Raw genomic sequence first — 17,394 nt, 5'->3', positions numbered from 1 at the left:
AAAAAGCACTTCCCATAATCGGATGAACGGGCTGAAAACAGCCCTTTTATCCTCACTTGCGTTGCAAGTTTAGATAAGTTATATTATTACAGGTTGGAAAGTCTTATGGATACAGACTTTCCAACCTGTTTTTGCATATTGGATACAGATTTTTTATTATTCTTTTACCCCTTCCAAAAATCCCTGAAATTCATGAAAGTATGTTTCTTCTATTTTTTTCATCCACACCGTGATCCTTTTATCAGACAGCCGGAGCAGGAAATGGATGGACCCCACACATTCTCCTGCGATCTGGACCGGTAAGTACAGGGAATCGGGTCCGGCCCACACTCCCTGTACGGCTATTCTCTGTTTATATTCTTCCAGAATGCTTACTTTCTGGCTGTGAAAAGAGAATGGAATATGAAAGGCAGAGTCAGGGGCGGAGAGAACAAGGGTACCATCTTCCAGACCAAAGGAGAGGGAAAGCCTGGAAAAACCGCCTGGATTTGCACAAAGCCCGTAAGAGACATCCCAGGCTCCGGGACCTTTTTGCTTCCTTATCTGTTCCGGGCCGCTTTGGATTTCTTCAACCGCATCATGGATCAAGTCCAGGATCTTCTGGTTTCCGCCTTTTATATTTTGTGTATCCGCTGTGACAACGAAAATCAGATCAGAATCAGGATAAAAAAGGACATACTGGCCCCCCATGCCATACATGGCAAACCCATTCCGGATGCGCCAGAACTGATATCCGTATCCATGCTGTTCATCTGTAGTCTGACCGAAATGAATGGTAGGAACCTTAAAGGCAACTGCCTCTCTTAAATACTCTGCAAATTTCCCTGTTCCATTTTTTATGGTATCCATACAGAACCGGCCCAGCTTTAATAAGTCCATGGGGCGGGCCATGAGGCCGGAGCCTCCCATTTCCGAACCAAATGGATCCGGGATGATGTAAGCCTCCTTGGAGAAACCGGTTTCATCCAGGCATTTTTCCCTTAGATAATCCAGAACCCCTTTTCCTGTCAGCTTTTTTACAAGGGCAGCCAGCGTATGGCTGGAAGAGGTGTCGTAAAGAAATATCTGACCGCTTCTGTGGGTGGGAGGCGTGGTGAAGAAGCTTTCCACCCAGTTTTTGCCTGGATCCGCTTTGTATGTGGTGGCGGAGTGGCAGGTTTCCATGGAAAGCATATGGCGTATGGTCATCTCTTTCAGCCAGGGATGAATCTCCCCGCAGGAACAGTATTCCGGGAAATAATCCGTGATCCTGTCATCCAGAGAAAGTTTTCCATCTGCATAAAGAAAGCCTGTGGCAAGGGAACAAAAGCTTTTTGTAATGGAAAACATGCGGTGAAGATCTGAGGCAGTATAGGGGGCATTATAAGTCTCCTTCAAAATCGTGCCTCCCTGTTCGGCAAGAAAGCTGTGGATAGGCAGCCCGCTTTCCTTAAGCCTGAGCCAAAGGGCTTCTGTAAGTTCCGGAATATTCTTAAATCTACTGTTTTGCATTGACTTTATCCCTCATTTCCTTTGGTGATACACCAAAATTCTTTTTAAATACCCGCCGGAAAGAGGCGGCATTGTTGTATCCAAGATACTGGTACAGGAGCGACAGACTTGTGTCAGATTCCAGGATCATTTCCTTTGCCTTTGCCATGCGCAGCCGCTCTAAGTAGGTGGAAAAGTTTTCTGATACCTCTTTTTTAAACAGATAACTGAAATAATTTTCTGAAATCCCAAACTCATCGGAAATTTTTGTCAGGCACAAATTGGCATCGTGATAGTTGCTGTTTATGTATTCCTGTATTTTAAGGATCAGTTCATTTCCTTCGGAGCCGCATACGTCACACAGCTGGATTGCAATGGTTTTCAAGCTGTCCAGGCTCATCTCTCCTTCAAACTGCTTGTCGATCATGTCCAAAAGCTTTAATTTTTCAGGCGCCAGACTGTCTGTGATGATGTTGTGCCTCTTTTTGAATACAGTAGCACGTACATCGGAGATCAGCCAGCGCTGCTGGGTGCAGGAAAGGTTTCTTTTTCCGGTGTTTTCATTCTTAAGGAGCTTAAACAGCTCACGGACCTGGTCCTTGTTTCCTATGGAAATAAATCCGCTTAACTGGACGGAAAGGCTTTCCGGGTAATAATAGACATCGCTGGAATGAGTGAAATCACAGCTTAAAATATATTTTTCCCCAGTGGTAATGGATTTCGCTTCCTTAGCCTGCTGGTAGGATTTCCATGTGTAAGAGATGAAACCGTTTCTGTCTCCTAATCCTCCGCTGATCCAGATTCCGTACTTTTCCAGAAGCTCTTTGTGCAGGGCAATAAAAATATCCCTGTCCCGGCTGATGGTCTGAGTTTGGGGGACAGATTTGTCGGAGGCAATTAAAACGGCAAATACCCGGTCAGACGGCTTGTATATATATCCGGTATCAGGATAGTAGCGGCGCAGGGCCTCCCTTACCAGCATGTCATAGTTCTGAAGGCACAGCTCCAGATCATTGGAGCGGATCATGGAATCCTCGGAGGGGGATACCTCGGTGTATAAAACGTGGAATTTCGTATCCGGCCGGTCTAAGGAAAGCTCACTTATGATGTACTGCATTTCATCGTTGGTGGTGATGCTTCCTTCCATGATCCTTCTCATGTAGGATTCAATGACCACAGGCTTCTGCTTTTCCACCAGAAGGTTTAAAGAGGTGGCCATGGACTCCGTTACGGTCAGTTCATTTGCCAGCTGGGTCAGGCAGCGGCTGCCGAAGGAGGAAAAAACTCCTGCTATGATTCCGCCGATGACAAAGGAGGCAATGGTAATGGCCGTAAAAAAACGCTGGTAAGGGAGGATCGAGTAATAAGCTTTGTCCGCAGGCTGGACCAGATAATAGGTCCAGTTATTATAGGAAGAGGAAACCGTGGTCACTAACATTTCCCTGCGGTTTCCCTTTGGGGCGAAGTGGGCGGTCTGGTTACTGTAATCCAGTCCTTTTAAGGTGTCAAAGCTGCTAACTTCCCCCGCGCCTGACAGAAGGAATGCCTGGGAGCCGTTCTTGTCGTAAGCAACCAGGTACCCTTCTCCATATAAGTTCATGTCTGAAAAATATGCTGTGATCAGATCGTAGTCGAATTCATAACACAGGACAGAATCTGCTCCCGCCTTAACAACTGAGGCGGAGAGAGGCTGGATGTAGAGAAAGCTCCTGGCTGTACTCTGCAAATGTCCGAAAGGAATGAATTTGTTCCAAAACACGCTGTTTAAAAGGGCGTCGGAAAACTGTTTGGGCTCGATCTGATACGTTGTATTGTGCCGGATATAAAAATTATAATCCGAAAACAGGGTGGAGGAAACTGCGTATTTGGAATTTTTCATATAAATAAAAGAATTGCTGATGGGAAGCAGAAACTCTACCGGAGTAATGGATTTTAAACTCAGCTGGGTCTGATAGGCCAGATGGTAAAAATCGGGTCCTTCCTCTCCTGTGAGATGGGAAAGGTCATTAAACAGGATATTGGAGGAGGTCTGCCTTGCCGCCGCATTCATCAGCTTCATGGTGTAATCAAGCTGAGTGACAGAGGAGGAGAGGGTGAGCCGGTTCTGCTTGTTGATGCCGTTTTTGACCTGACAGCAGGAGATGTAATACAGGATCACTCCGATAATAAGAATTATTGCCAGTATCATAATGTAGGACAACATCAGCTGATTTTTAAATGGGATGCTGTTGTTTTGTTTTTTCATGTTTACCATTCCTTTTTTCGTATGAAGAAATTATAGTATGAATCATTATCAAAATCAACAAATTGGGACAACCGGATAAAATCTGCACACTGATAATAAGAAATGTACTCAAAAATAACCGTTGTTTTGTCATATTATTTGTTTTGTTCCATGATTGAAAAGAAAAATGGTACCATTTGCACAATGAATTTTTGAAAAATAAACTGCTGCAGAAAAAAGTGAACAATGACAGGTAAAACTGTGCGTTGATATGCCGGAGATCAGATGCTATGATAGGCAATGCGAAATTCGCACAACAAAAACTCTTATGGGAGGTATGAAATGAGAATTAAGAAAATGCTTGCAGCTGGAATGGCCGTGACAATGGCGGCCTCTGTCATCTTAAGCGGATGTTCCTCAAAGACTGCAGAAACGCCAACCACCGGTTCCGGATCAGCTGCCGGTGAAACAACAGCGGAAAATGAGATCAAAAAGCCGGAAAAGATTACCGTTTTAGTAGACGGAACGGTAACCACCAAGATTAACAACAGAGATGCCTTTGAAAAAAGGTGGGAGGAGCTTACCGGTATTGATCTGGAATTTATACAGCCAGATCATGACGCCTATTATGATGTGGTTGGACAGACCTTTGCTTCGGGTCCTGATAACTGGCCGGATGCAATAATCCTGTCCTCTTCCTATTATACCGGGTATGCCCAGGAGGGTGCATTGTGGGACATGACAGATACCTGGGAGAATTCTCAGTTAAAGGCTTCCGGCCGTGTAACAGGTGAGGATGTAATAGATAATATGAAGATCGACGGACATTTATATGGACTTCCGGTTACCAGAGGGAATGGCTGCATCACTTATGTAAAGAAAGCATGGCTGGACAATTGCGGATTAGAGGTTCCTGAAACATATGACGAGTATTTGAACATGCTGAAAGCGTTTACAGAGGGTGATCCGGACGGAAACGGAGTCAATGGGGACACCTACGGCGTTTCCGCACCTGGAATCGTTGGAACAGAAGCTCCTTTTGTAAACTATCTGCCGGAATTTTACCAGGATGCATATCCTTCTTTTATCAAGGGGGATGACGGCGTATGGTACGACGGTTTTGCAAAGGACAACTTTAAGGAAGCCCTGACAAGGCTGCGGGAAGCCTATGCAGCCGGCTATATTGATAAAGAAACCCTGACCAACGGAAGCAAGGATTGCCGCAATAAGTTTTATGAGGATAAGTTCGGTGTATTTACTTACTGGGCAGGCACATGGGCAACCAATTTAAAGAGCAATCTGGAGAAAAACGGGAAAGACGGGGAGCTGGTTGCATTAAAGCCTCTTAAGGAAACAGGCAGCTATATCGAGAGAATTCCTCCTGTATGGGCGATTACATCTGCTTGTGAGAATCCGGAAGGTGTGTACAAGTATCTCATTGAATCCATGCTGGATGGAGGAGATATGCAGACTTTATGGACCTATGGAGTGGAGGATATCCACTGGTCGACAAAGGCAGAGGCCGTGCTGGACAATTCATATGAGGAAGGCGTGTTCCATTTAAAAGAAAGCCTGGAGTTCCCAGGTACCCAGTACACAAAACAGCACATGGACCCCATGCTTTCCATAGCGGAATGGGATAGTAATCCAGGGAAAGATACTGTGGAGGAATCAGCCAGGGAATCCCAGACCATGTTTAATGAAAACTGCCGCCAGGCCCAGATTGTGCCTTCTACTGAGGTGATGGCAACCTATAACGGAGACTTGACCACGTTAAAGAACTCCATCATTGCGGACGTTGTGGTACAGGGGATCTCTATTGAAGAAGGTTATAAGCGCTTTGAAGCCGAAAACGGGGCAAAATGGTCCCAGATGATCGTTGATTCCCTGAATGAACAGGCATCTGCAAAATAGTTCAGGAAGGTAGAGTATGAGTAAAATAAAGAAAAGGCCTGCAGCAAATGCTGCAGGCGAAAATAAACGGCCTCTGCTTGTTTCGATTTATTATTACAGAGGATTTTACATGATGTTTCTTCCTGTTCTTATTTTTGCAGTGGTCTTTCATTATCTTCCCATGTTCGGAATCCGGCTTGCTTTTTATTCCTATAAAGGCATCAAGGATCCTGTATTCGTAGGCCTGGCAAATTTTGAGAAGATGATAAACATGCCCGGGTTTTGGAACGCCTTCGGCAATACCATAACCTTAAGTGTCACGAAGCTCCTGTTAAATACTTTCATGGGAGTTGTACTTTCTCTTATGCTCAATGAGCTTAAATCCCTGATATTTAAAAAGTTTTCCCAGACAGTGGTATATCTTCCTCATTTCATGTCATGGGTAGTTACTGCCTCCGTCTTTACCCTGATTCTGTCTCCTACAAGTGCCGGACTGGTCAACTCCATATTAATGAAGCTTGGCATTGTAAAAGAAGGAATCTATTTTCTGGGAAACCAGAACTGGTGGCGTCCCATGTTTTATGTCATCAACGTCTGGAAGGACACCGGCTGGGGAACGATCATCTTCATGGCGACGCTTTCCGGAATCAGCCCGGAGCTTTACGAGGCTGCTTCCATGGACGGGGCAGGACGCTGGAATCAGATGCGTTACATTACCCTGCCTGGACTTTCCAATACCATTATCACGGTTCTGATCTTAAATCTTGCAAAGGTCATGAACTTATTTGAATCCGTATTCGTACTGCAGAATGATGCGGTTGTTCAGAAGGCGGATGTACTTCAGACTTACATATACACACAAACATTTAATTCCGGGGCTCTTCCTGACTACGGCTATACCACGGCGGTAGGTCTCACCTCTTCGCTGGTAGGCTGCTTTCTTGTTCTGATCTGCAACAAGGCAAGCCACAAGGTCCGCGGAAGAGGAATTGTATAGAGGGGAGAAAGAAATGAAAAAGAAAGCGACCGCATTTGACTATGTGCTGGTGTTGATATTCGTGTTCATAAGCCTTGTCATGATTATCCCCATATACAAAGTCCTTATCGATTCTCTGGATTTAAAAACAGCTTACGGTATGAAACTGTTTCCAGAGGAGTTTGGCCTGGAGGGATACATTTCCGTATTCACAAACCCCACTCTGTACCGGCCATTTCTGGTATCCTGTTTTACCACAGTTGCAGGCACTTTTATCGGACTTACCATTTCCACTTTGGGAGCGTATGTCCTGATCCAGTGGAAAATGCCCGGCAGAAATTTTTTTGCAAACCTTCTGCTGTTTACGATGATATTTAACGGCGGTATGATCCCCACCTATTTAGTGATGAGGGGGCTTCACCTGACCAATACCTTATTTGTGGTAATCCTTCTTCCTGCCATCAATGTTTACAATATGGTACTGATGAGAAACTTTTTTGAAGGAATCCCGGTAAGCCTGTTTGAATCTGCGGAAATAGACGGCTGTTCCCCTATGAGGATTTTCTTTGGAATTGTCCTGCCTCTTTCCAAAGCAGCTCTTACAGCCATTGGTCTGATGTATGCCGTTGGTTACTGGAATGACTACACCAATTATAAGCTGTACATCACCAATGAAAATCTTTACAACTTCCAAATGAAGTTAAGGTCTGTTATAATGGGAAGTGATCTGCCCACTGCAGTTGGAGGAGCCACGGAGAATACGGTGAAGAATGCTGCGGTTATTGTTGCAATCCTGCCCTTTATGATCATATATCCGTTCTGCCAGAAATACTTTATTCAGGGCGTCAACATCGGAGCTGTAAAGGAATAAGGCCTGGCAGGAAAAGGGGCAGACTGTCTGTCCCTTTTTCTCTATAATAAATAAAATAAAAACGGGGGTAATAACAATGTATCAAAATCCGGTTTTGTATGCAGATTATTCGGATCCGGATGTCATCCGGGTGGGAGAGGATTACTATATGGTGGCCTCTTCCTTTACTTATCTGCCAGGGGTTCCCCTTCTTCATTCCAGAGACCTGGTCCACTGGGAAATTATCAACTATTGCGTCCGCTCACTTCCCTTTGAAAAATACAACAAGCCTTCCCATGGTTCCGGAACCTGGGCTCCCTCCATCCGCTTCCATGACGGGATATTTTACGTGTTCGTTCCTCTGCCGGATGAGGGAATCTTTGTAGCCCGTTCCGCAGATCCTTACGGAGAGTTTGCTTTAAACTGCCTACATCCTGCAAAGGGCTGGATCGATCCATGTCCCTTCTGGGATGACGATGGGAAGGCCTATATGGTATTTGCTTATGCAAATAGCCGCAGCGGAATCAAGCACCGGCTGGATCTGGTGGAAATTGACTCCCAGTGCACAAAGCTCTTGGGAGAGCCGGTCACTGTTTTTGACGGTAAGCAGCTGGCACCTACCACGGAAGGGCCGAAGCTTTACAAATACCAGGGCTGTTATTACATACTGATGCCTTCCGGAGGTGTGGCAACCGGCTGGCAGTCCGCTCTGCGCGCAAAATCTGTCACAGGGCCATATGAATACCGGATCGTCATGCACCAGGGAAATACGGAGGTAAATGGTCCTCATCAGGGAGGCTGGGTAACGGCGAACGACGGCAGACACTGGTTTATTCATTTCCAGGATGTGACCGAGCTGGGGAGAATCACCCACCTCCAGCCCCTGTGCTTTCATGCAGGCTGGCCCTTTATAGGAAGTGAGCAGAACGGAGATGGGATCGGAGAACCGGTGAAGGAATGGGATCTCCCGGTTCAGGGACAGCCGGAGTACCGGGTTGTCCAGTCCGATGATTTTTGCGGCAGCAGCCTGGGACTTCAGTGGCAGTGGCAGGCTAACCCTCAGGATTTCTTTTATTCCACAAAGGGGCATTCCGGCATACGGCTGTACTGTCTTGCAAATCCGGCAAGAGAAAACCTTTTATGGTATGCCCCCAACGCTATGACCCAGATACCTCAGCACCAGGCCTTTTCTGCGGTGACAAAGGTAACGCTTAAGGGAAAGATGACAGGGGACATGGCAGTTATGGGCATGATCGGCCATTCTTATGCATACATGGGGCTGATGAAGACGGAGACCGGCAATCAGCTGGTTCTCTATTCCGGAACTGTGATACAGAAGGAATACGAGGGAGAAGCCAGGGAGCTCCGGGAAGTTTCCTTCCCCTTTGAAAACGACGGGGCTTATCTTAAGGTAGAAGTGTTCCGAAACAAGACCTACCGGTTTTTCTGGTCCGGGGATGGAATACACTATACATCCATAGGAGGGGACTATCCCCTGCGCAGAGCTACCTGGACCGGGGCTAAGCTCTGTCTCTGGAGTTCCAACAATAAGAATGTAATTTCAGAAGGGTACGGGGAATATGATTTTATACACATCGAAGACAGAAGCAGCTGCGAAACAGGCCTTTGAAGCCGCAATAAGAGGGGATCTGGAAAGGGTTATCCGCCTGATCGATCACTCCTTTAATACGGAAGACTGCGATGAAGAGGGCAACAGCCTGCTTCACTATGCAGTAAAAGGGAAAAATCCGGACCTTGTAAAATATTTAGTGGAAAAATGCGGTATGGATCCTGCCTGGGCCAATCAGGACATGGTAACACCCTATGACCTGGCAAGGGGCATTTCTCCCATGGAAGACTACTTTCAGTCGGTCTGCGGCTTTTCCTATGAGGAATGTTACCGGAATCCGGTTTGCAGGGGAATGCATCCGGACCCCAGCATTGTCCGGGTGGGGGAGGACTATTATATGGTTAACTCCAGCTTTATTTACTTTCCCTGCATTCCCATTTCCCATTCCAGGGATCTGGTACACTGGAAAACCATCGGATATGCTGTGACAGACCGGAAATGGGCGGAGGAATACTTAGGAGAGCTGGAGGGCGGAAGAGGCTTTTGGGCTCCGGATATCAGCCATCACAACGGAAGGTTCTATATCTGCGCCACCTTGAGAAGGAATGACGATGCACCCTTTATCCAGACCCAGATGATCACCAGCTCCGGGAATCCGGAGGGACCTTATGAAACGCCGGTCATCCACAATGTACTTGGCATCGACCCTTCTATCTTTACCAATGATGACGGAAAACGGTACATGCTTTTAAACCGGGGAGCCCGGATCATGGAGATATCAGAGGATGGAAAGCAGATTCTCTCAGAGCCGTCCCTTATATGGTACGGTCATTCCGGCCATGCGCCGGAGGGGCCCCATATAATAAAAAAGGATGGGTACTATTACTGTTTTCTTGCAGAGGGAGGAACGGGAAAGGGCCACATGATCACTGCAGCAAGGTCAAAAAACCTGTTTGGCCCATATGAAGACTGCCCCTATAATCCCATTATGCATCAAAAGGATGAGATCGGGAGCATCCAGTGCTGCGGTCACGGAAAGCCGGTCCAGACTCCGGACGGAAGATGGTTCATCGTATACTTATGTTCCCGTTTCTCAGAAGGCCGGTGGGGGATGCTGGGCAGGGAAACCTGCCTGGATGAAATGACCTGGTCAACGGACGGCTGGCCGGTCATTAACCGGGGAAAAGGGCCATCCTATATGGCAGCTTTGCCCTTTTCGGCAATCAGGGGGCAGAATTTTGGGAAGAGGCCGGCCGGGGAATGGCTTTCCCCCAGAACAAAAGATCCGCAGATCACCGGCGAAGCCGCTGATGGAACCATATGGATCAGAGGAGATGGGCTGGACTTATATGAGAGGGATTGTAAGAGCCTTTTAGTGACGAGTCAGCCTGATTTCCGCTTTTCCCTGGAATTTGAAATGAGTTTTCCCCAAGAAGGACAAGAGGAGTTTACTTCGGACGCAGGGGTAACCCTTTATTATGATGAGAATACTTATATAAAATTCGGCGTAACAAGAGACCGGGTATTTGTATCTGAATATATTGACGACACCTATGTAAGAACAGAAACAAAACCGTTCCGGTTTCAAAGTCCGGTAACATTCCGGGTGGATACAAACGGGCTTATAAGAACCTTTCTATTAAACAGTAAGCTTCTGTGGCAATGGACAGATGTGACCTCCATCTGTTCCGAGGGCCTTGTAAAAGGCAAGCGCTTTACAGGAGCCATGTATGGAGTGTACGTAAATGGCAGCAATCTTTTATGCTGGAGACAGCACAGTGAAATTCAATAAAATATCCGCCTATCCCCAAACCGGGATTTCCCAGGCATTGTTGTTATACTTAAAGGATTCCGTGGAAATGAAAAGCTTTGCCCAGAATGGGCGCAGCACAAAATCTTTTATTGACGAGGGACGCCTGGATCTGATCGGAAAAGAGATAAAGGAAGGCGATTTCCTCTTTATCCAGTTCGGACACAACGATGAGAAAGACGATCCGGCAAGGCATACGGATCCGGACACCACATTTCCGGAGAACCTCATGCGTTTTATTGACGCAGCAAAGGTTAAGGGAGCCTGGCCGGTCCTCATAACCCCCATTGGGAGAAGGCTTTTTGATGACAGGGGAACCTTCAGGCCGGGAAGCCATGGTGCTTATCCGGAGGCGGTTAAGCGGACAGGAAGAAAGGCAGGTGTGCCTGTAATCGATATGACGGCAATCACAGAAAATTATCTGGCAGCTCTGGGGGACCTGGCCTCTAAGGCTTATTTCATGTGGCCTAAGGACAATACCCATTTAAGGCCTGAGGGAGCAGTTCTTATGGCCGGTTTTCTCAGCGATGAGCTGGAAAAGCTGGGATCCCCTTATAGGGACCTCCTGGAAGAAAGGGCAGAGCAGAGGGAAAATACGGGGTTTGATGTTTCTTAAGGAGCAGATTATGGATCATTATGAAGAAATTGAACGCCGTTTTGTCCGGTGTTATGAAAGATACGGGAATCATTCCGTCAAGGTTCTTCTTGGTTTTTACAAGGGCCAGTATCACAAATTTCTGATTTCCACCTTCTTTTTCGTGATCAAGCATGCCCCCAGCCTTTTTTCGGCACTGCTGATCGCCAATGTGATCAATGGAGCTTTGGAAGGAGGAGAGGCCGGAAAACAGGCCATTTTGTTAAATGTGGCGGTCTGGCTGGGGCTGCTTGTCATCCATCTTCCTGCCAACTGGCTTCATAATAAATACAAAAACAAGGTCATACGAAAAACCGAAGCAGGTTTAAGAGGAGCCCTGGTGAGGAAGCTTCAGGAACTTTCTATCCCTTACCACACGGGAATCCAGTCAGGACGTCTTCAGTCAAAAATCATCCGGGATGTGGAAGCGGTAGAAACCCTGTCATCCCAGCTTTTTGTAAACCTGATGAACATTATGATGAATCTGGTGATCACCCTGTCCATTACAGCCGTAAAAAACAGAATTGTCCTTTTGTTTTTTCTCCTGGTAGCTCCTGTGACCTCTGTGACCGTGATTGCATTCCGGAAGAAAATACACAGAGAAAACAGAGCGTTCCGTCAGGAAATGGAGGAAACCAGCGCCCGGGTCATGGAGATGGTGGAGCTGGTTCCCGTAACAAGGGCCCATGCTCTGGAGCAGAGGGAAGTGGAAAAAATCAAGGAGCAGCTGGAAGAAACTGCGGATAAGGGATATCGTCTGGATATGATACAGGCTCATTTCGGTGCGGTCAGCTGGTGTGTGTTCCAGGTGTTTCAGGCTCTCTGCCTGGGGTTTTCCGGTTTTATGGCTTTAAAGGGCCTGATAAGGATCGGGGATGTGACCTTTTATCAGTCCAGCTTTACAACTGTGGTAAACCAGTTCACTGCCCTCATAAACCTCCTTCCCATCCTGACAAAGGGGCTGGAATCCGTTACCTCCATCGGTGAGATTTTAGCTTCAGACGATGTGGAGCATAACGATGGAAAGAGGGAAATGAAGGCGCTGGATGGAAGCTATTCTTTTCGCAACGTGCAGTTTTCCTATAAGGATTCCCAAGAACAGGTGCTTGATGGATTCCAGCTGGAGGTAAAGGCAGGGGAAACCATTGCCCTGGTAGGAGAATCCGGTTCCGGAAAGACGACAGTCCTTAACCTGATCATCGGATTCATCACGCCCTCTGACGGAAGGCTTTTGATTGACGGTATGGATGTCAACGACATTAACTTAAGAAGCTACCGTAAGTTTATTTCCGTGGTCCCCCAGTCTCCGGTCCTTTTTACCGGAACCGTAAGGGAAAATATTGTTTACGGTCTGGAGCGTGTTTCGGAAGAGGAGATCGGGCACGCCATAGAAGCGGCCAATTTAAAGTCAGTCATTGCGAAGCTTCCCAAGGGTCTTGATACCATGATCGGTGAGCACGGTGCCAATTTAAGCGGCGGGCAAAGACAGAGGATCTCCATTGCCCGGGCAATTATACGTGACCCGAAAGTCATTATACTGGATGAGGCCACTTCAGCTCTGGATACCATATCGGAAAAGGAGATTCAGGATGCGCTGGATCGCCTTATTAAGGACAGAACTACCTTTATTGTGGCTCACAGGCTATCCACGGTCAGAGGCGCGGACCGGATTGTGGTGCTGGACAAGGGAAAAATAAGAGAAGAAGGCAGCTATGAGGAGCTTATGGCCCAAAAGGGGGAATTCTATGAAATGGAACGGCTCCAGATGGCTTTAAGATGAAGAAATCGGTGCCCGGACTTGCATCCCGGGCACCGATTTTTCTGCCGTCTGAGCCTGGTATAACAGCTGTGCTCTAATATCTTGTACGATATAAAAAAATAAAAATTCCGTATTAGGCTCGCAAAGTAAAAGTTTCTATGCTATAATAGGGTGATATCTTATGGTATAGTGAGGAAACCATATGCTTAGTGAAGAAAAAATTAAAATTATGACCAGCCTTGCGATGTTTGAAAAACATGAAGGAAAGCGGATATTTCCCATTAACCGGTACTTCAAAAGTGATTACATCAGCAGCAAGCTGTTCCGCTCCTTTTTCAGTTACACCTTAAGCTTTGCCTTATGTCTGATCTTATGGGTATTGTATGATTTGGAACGGTGGATGAACACCATGGAACTGAAGGGCCTGACGTCGGCAGGGCTGCGGATCGGCATGATTTATCTCATCGGACTGGTGATTTATCTGGGAATCAGCATTTTTGTATATATGAGACGATACGAATATGCCAGCCGCGGGATAAAGGTGTATCTGGCCAAATTAAAGCGGCTGGACAAGCGGTATGAGGGAAACACCAGACCCTTAAAAAGAACAAAGGGAGGACGGACATCATGATGGGCCTTCTTGTATTTAAAGAACGAATAAAAGAGTTCTACGCGAGATTTGAAATCTATATAACGCCTGTGATCAAGTTCATTTTCAGCTTCCTGGCGTTTTCCCTGATGAATAAGAATATTGGCTTTATGGCAAAGCTGACGGACGCCTATATCCCTGTGGTTCTGGCTCTGGTATGCTCCTTTTTGCCCTATGGAGCCATTTCCTTTCTGGCGGCAGGCTTTATGCTTGCCCATCTGTCGGGAATATCTCTTGAAATAACTCTGGTTATGGCTGTTTTTATTGTGGTGGTAGGACTTCTTTATTATGGATTTCAGCCGGGTGACAGTTATTTGCTGGTGCTGACCCCGGTGTTTTTCCTTTTAAGGATCCCTTATGCCATCCCTTTGATCGTGGGGCTGTCAGGGAGTGTGATCTCTGTGATACCGGTGAGCTGCGGTGTATTTATTTATTATGCACTTTTATATGTAAAGCAGAATGCCGGGGTCCTGACAAACGATATGTCGGTGGATGAAATGCAGAAATTCATGCAGCTCATGAAGAGTCTGCTTTCCAATAAGCTGATGCTTGTGATGGTTACAGCCTTTGCCCTTTCCCTTGTGGTAGTGGCAATTACCCGCAGCTTGTCCGTGGATTATGCCTGGATCATTGCCATTGTGGCAGGTACTATTGCACAGCTTGGGGTAATCTTTATCGGGGATATTGCCGCAGATGTGTCGGTATCAGTGATCAGGCTCCTGGTTGGAATCCTGATTTCCATCCTTATTGCAGGAATTTATACATTTTTTGTCTTTGCGGTGGATTATTCCAGGACAGAATACGTACAATTTGAAGATGATGATTATTATTATTACGTCAAGGCGGTTCCAAAGCTGACGGTCAGTGCGCCTGACGTAAAAGTTCAGAAAATCAATGCCAGAAAACTCCAAAGACCGCAGAGGTAAAAATACCCTACGGGCATACCTTAATGCCCAAAAAGCAGGGCAATAATCAGGAACGCCCTACGGGCATACCTTGATGCCCAAAGAACAGGGCAATAATAAGGAAAAGACAAAAGGGAGGTGGAGACAATAGCTGATTTTTTAGACGGAATGTACTCCTGGGTATCGTTCCTGCCCAGAATATCGAAAACAAACCTGGTTGAAATTATTATTATAGCTGTACTGCTGTATGAACTGCTGACCTGGATCATGAATACAAGAGCATGGACGCTTTTAAAAGGAATCATTGTGATTCTTCTTTTCTATGTCTTTGCATATGTATTCCGGCTGGATAACATTTTTTGGATCCTTAATAAAATTGCTACGCCTGCCGTGACCATGGCGATTGTGATCTTCCAGCCGGAGCTTCGGAAAGCCTTGGAGCAGCTGGGAAGCAAAAATCCCTTTACAGGGATCCTTACCTTTGATGACGGCCGGGACAACTCCAGCTTTACGGATAAGACTATCAATGAGCTGGTAAAGGCGACTTTTGAAATGGCAAAGGTCAAGACCGGAGCGCTCATGGTAATTGAAAGAGGGGATTCCCTAAAAGAGATCGAACGTACCGGGATCGAAATAGGAGGGGTTGTCAGCAGCCAGCTTCTTATTAATATATTTGAGCATAACACGCCGCTGCATGACGGAGCGGTGGTGATCAGGGGAAACCGGGTGGCAGCTGCTACCTGCTATCTGCCCCTGTCTGACAATATGACCATCAGCAAAGATTTAGGCACAAGGCATAGGGCCGCAGTAGGGGTAAGCGAAGTCACCGACAGCGTTACCATCGTGGTATCGGAGGAAACGGGGCGTGTGACTGTGGCCTTAGAGGGCGGTTTAAAACGGATCACGGATGCGGATATGCTCCGGTCGGTCCTTGTAGGCGTAAAACAGGAGGCAGTGGAAGGAAGCAGATTCAGGATCTTGAAGGGAAGGCGTAAGAATGAAGGAAAAGCTGTTAAATAATCTTGGACTGAAAGTTGCGTCCCTGGTGCTTGCCTTTGCAGTATGGATGGCTGTTGTCAACATTTCCAATCCCATCATTGACGATTCCCAGGTGGTTCCGGTAGATGTGCGCAATGAGGATGTGCTGGAGGATGCCAATTTAACCTATGAAATCGCGGGAAAGGATACGGTGACAGTCAGTTATCAGGTGAGGACAAGAGACCGCTCTCTGGTGAGGGCCTCGGACTTTCATGCCTATGTTGATTTAAAGGATTACAATGTGACGGGAGCCATTCCCATCACAGTGGAGATTAATAAAGATAAGGAAAATCTGGTGAAAAACGATACCATTACGGCAAAGCCCATGGTGATCAGAATCATTACAGAAGAACTTCAGCGTAAGAAGTTTGAACTTAGGTACGATACAAAGAATGAGGTTGAAGACGGATATGCCATAGGCGTGGTCACTCTGTCGCCTGACTCTGTGACGGTGGAAGGCCCTGAGTCCCAGATTGGCAAGATCAATTATATGGGAATAGAGATCGATGTGGATAATGCCAATGCGGATTTGAATTCAGTGGCTTTTCCGATCTTTTATGATGCCAACGGCAACAAACTGACGGACCTGGGAGATCAGGTAACTGTCAGCAGGCAGGAGATCGAATACCATGTATCCGTGCTGAAAGCAAAGAACCTTTCACTCAATTTTGAGGTTTCAGGAGAAGTGGCAAAGGGATACCGGTATACGGGAGTGGAATCCAGCGTCAAATCCGTGCCTGTGGTGGGTACCAAGTCGGTTCTGGCTTCCTTGTCCACCTTATCTGTTGCTTCGGATAAGCTGAATGTGGACGGCGCTACCTCTGATAAGGTGGTTCAGCTGGATTTAAGCCAGTATCTGCCGCCAAGTACTTCCGTGGCAAGGGAAGAATATAAGAATGTAACCGTGAAGCTGAAGGTAGAACCGCTGACCACCAGAGTATTCACTTTGAATCTGAAAAACCTGGAGATGGAAGGGGCAGAGGCTGATTACGATTACAGCTTTGACAAGGAGACCTCTGATGTTACCATAAAAGGGCTGAAGGAAGACTTGGATGCCCTGACGGAAGAAAACTTAAACGCAATTCTTGACGTATCAGACCAGGAAGCCGGCCCTCATCCCGGAATGCTGAAATTTGAGGTTTCAGGTGGATTTGAGGTGGTTGGATATACGCCTTTCAATGTGACGGTGGCCCAAAAAGATCCTGGCCCCGGAACAGAGGAAAGCGCCACAGCCTCTTCGACGGAAGAGTCTGAGTCTGAATAAGAAAGGCTTTTGCTTCCGGAAAAAGGCGCAAATGATAAAGGAATAGAGGGAGGGAATTCAATATGGTCAGTGCGAAAGTTGTTATAAAGAATCCTACCGGCCTGCACCTAAGGCCGGCAGGGATTCTTTGTAAGGAAGCCATGAACTTTAAATCTACGGTGAGTTTTCGGTTTAAGAATACCACTGCCAATGCGAAAAGTGTGCTTAGCGTATTGGGTGCCTGTGTAAAAAGCGGGGATGAGATTACTTTTGTCTGTGAGGGAGCAGATGAGGAGGAAGCTCTGGCAACCATGGTCAAGGCAGTGGAAGAGGGTCTTGGCGAATAGATTAATTGTTTAATAATTAATAAGGA

14 protein-coding genes are annotated in these 17,394 nt (G+C 46.6%); 12 read left to right on the top strand and 2 right to left on the bottom strand.

Going from position 1 to position 17,394, the window contains the following annotated elements; translation table 11 throughout:
• Nucleotides 1-156: 156 nt before the first annotated feature.
• A complete protein-coding gene (locus tag K401_RS0130575; RefSeq protein ID WP_024296531.1) occupies nt 157-1,491 on the bottom strand; it encodes a serine hydrolase domain-containing protein in 1,335 nt (444 codons plus the stop codon).
• Entirely contained in the window at nt 1,478-3,715 is a 2,238-nt protein-coding gene (locus tag K401_RS0130570) for a helix-turn-helix domain-containing protein (RefSeq protein ID WP_024296530.1), read from the bottom strand. Before K401_RS0130570 ends, K401_RS0130575 begins: the two co-directional genes overlap by 14 nt.
• A 321-nt stretch (nt 3,716-4,036) precedes the next feature.
• Here K401_RS0130570 and K401_RS0130565 point away from each other — a divergent pair, with 321 nt between their 5' ends.
• The 12 genes from K401_RS0130565 (at nt 4,037) to K401_RS0130510 (ending at nt 17,368) form a co-directional block, all read left to right on the top strand.
• Entirely contained in the window at nt 4,037-5,608 is a 1,572-nt protein-coding gene (locus K401_RS0130565; protein ID WP_024296529.1) for an extracellular solute-binding protein, read from the top strand.
• 16 nt (nt 5,609-5,624) lie between these two features.
• Nucleotides 5,625-6,584, top strand: a complete 960-nt coding sequence (locus K401_RS0130560; RefSeq protein WP_024296528.1) for an ABC transporter permease — start codon at nt 5,625-5,627, stop codon at nt 6,582-6,584.
• 13 nt (nt 6,585-6,597) lie between these two features.
• Nucleotides 6,598-7,434, top strand: a complete 837-nt coding sequence (locus K401_RS0130555) for a carbohydrate ABC transporter permease (RefSeq protein ID WP_024296527.1) — start codon at nt 6,598-6,600, stop codon at nt 7,432-7,434.
• Nucleotides 7,435-7,504: 70 nt separating this feature from the next.
• Entirely contained in the window at nt 7,505-9,043 is a 1,539-nt protein-coding gene (locus tag K401_RS0130550; protein WP_024296526.1) for a glycoside hydrolase family 43 protein, read from the top strand.
• Nucleotides 8,994-10,775: a family 43 glycosylhydrolase gene (locus K401_RS0130545; RefSeq protein WP_024296525.1), complete on the top strand. Its 1,782-nt coding sequence runs from the start codon at nt 8,994-8,996 to the stop codon at nt 10,773-10,775. The genes K401_RS0130550 and K401_RS0130545 overlap by 50 nt, the downstream gene beginning before the upstream one ends.
• Nucleotides 10,762-11,409: a rhamnogalacturonan acetylesterase gene (locus K401_RS0130540; protein WP_242842342.1), complete on the top strand. Its 648-nt coding sequence runs from the start codon at nt 10,762-10,764 to the stop codon at nt 11,407-11,409. Before K401_RS0130545 ends, K401_RS0130540 begins: the two co-directional genes overlap by 14 nt.
• Nucleotides 11,410-11,419: 10 nt before the next feature.
• Nucleotides 11,420-13,207: an ABC transporter ATP-binding protein gene (locus K401_RS0130535; RefSeq protein WP_051153130.1), complete on the top strand. Its 1,788-nt coding sequence runs from the start codon at nt 11,420-11,422 to the stop codon at nt 13,205-13,207.
• Nucleotides 13,208-13,388: 181 nt separating this feature from the next.
• Complete coding sequence (locus tag K401_RS0130530; protein ID WP_024296522.1) at nt 13,389-13,817, top strand: hypothetical protein; 429 nt, start codon at nt 13,389-13,391, stop codon at nt 13,815-13,817.
• Nucleotides 13,814-14,761: a hypothetical protein gene (locus K401_RS0130525; protein ID WP_024296521.1), complete on the top strand. Its 948-nt coding sequence runs from the start codon at nt 13,814-13,816 to the stop codon at nt 14,759-14,761. Before K401_RS0130530 ends, K401_RS0130525 begins: the two co-directional genes overlap by 4 nt.
• A 126-nt stretch (nt 14,762-14,887) precedes the next feature.
• The gene (cdaA, locus tag K401_RS0130520; RefSeq protein ID WP_024296520.1) at nt 14,888-15,760 is read left to right on the top strand and encodes a diadenylate cyclase CdaA; all 873 of its coding nucleotides are present in this window, start codon (nt 14,888-14,890) and stop codon (nt 15,758-15,760) included.
• Nucleotides 15,738-17,042, top strand: coding sequence for a CdaR family protein (locus tag K401_RS0130515; RefSeq protein WP_024296519.1), 1,305 nt, complete (start codon nt 15,738-15,740; stop codon nt 17,040-17,042). The genes cdaA and K401_RS0130515 overlap by 23 nt, the downstream gene beginning before the upstream one ends.
• 62 nt (nt 17,043-17,104) lie before the next feature.
• Nucleotides 17,105-17,368, top strand: a complete 264-nt coding sequence (locus K401_RS0130510; protein ID WP_024296518.1) for an HPr family phosphocarrier protein — start codon at nt 17,105-17,107, stop codon at nt 17,366-17,368.
• Nucleotides 17,369-17,394 lie beyond the last annotated feature (26 nt).

The sequence above is a fragment of the Lacrimispora indolis DSM 755 genome (assembly GCF_000526995.1).
Lineage (GTDB): Bacteria > Bacillota > Clostridia > Lachnospirales > Lachnospiraceae > Lacrimispora > Lacrimispora indolis.
This window is presented reverse-complemented; position numbering and strand designations above follow the sequence as displayed.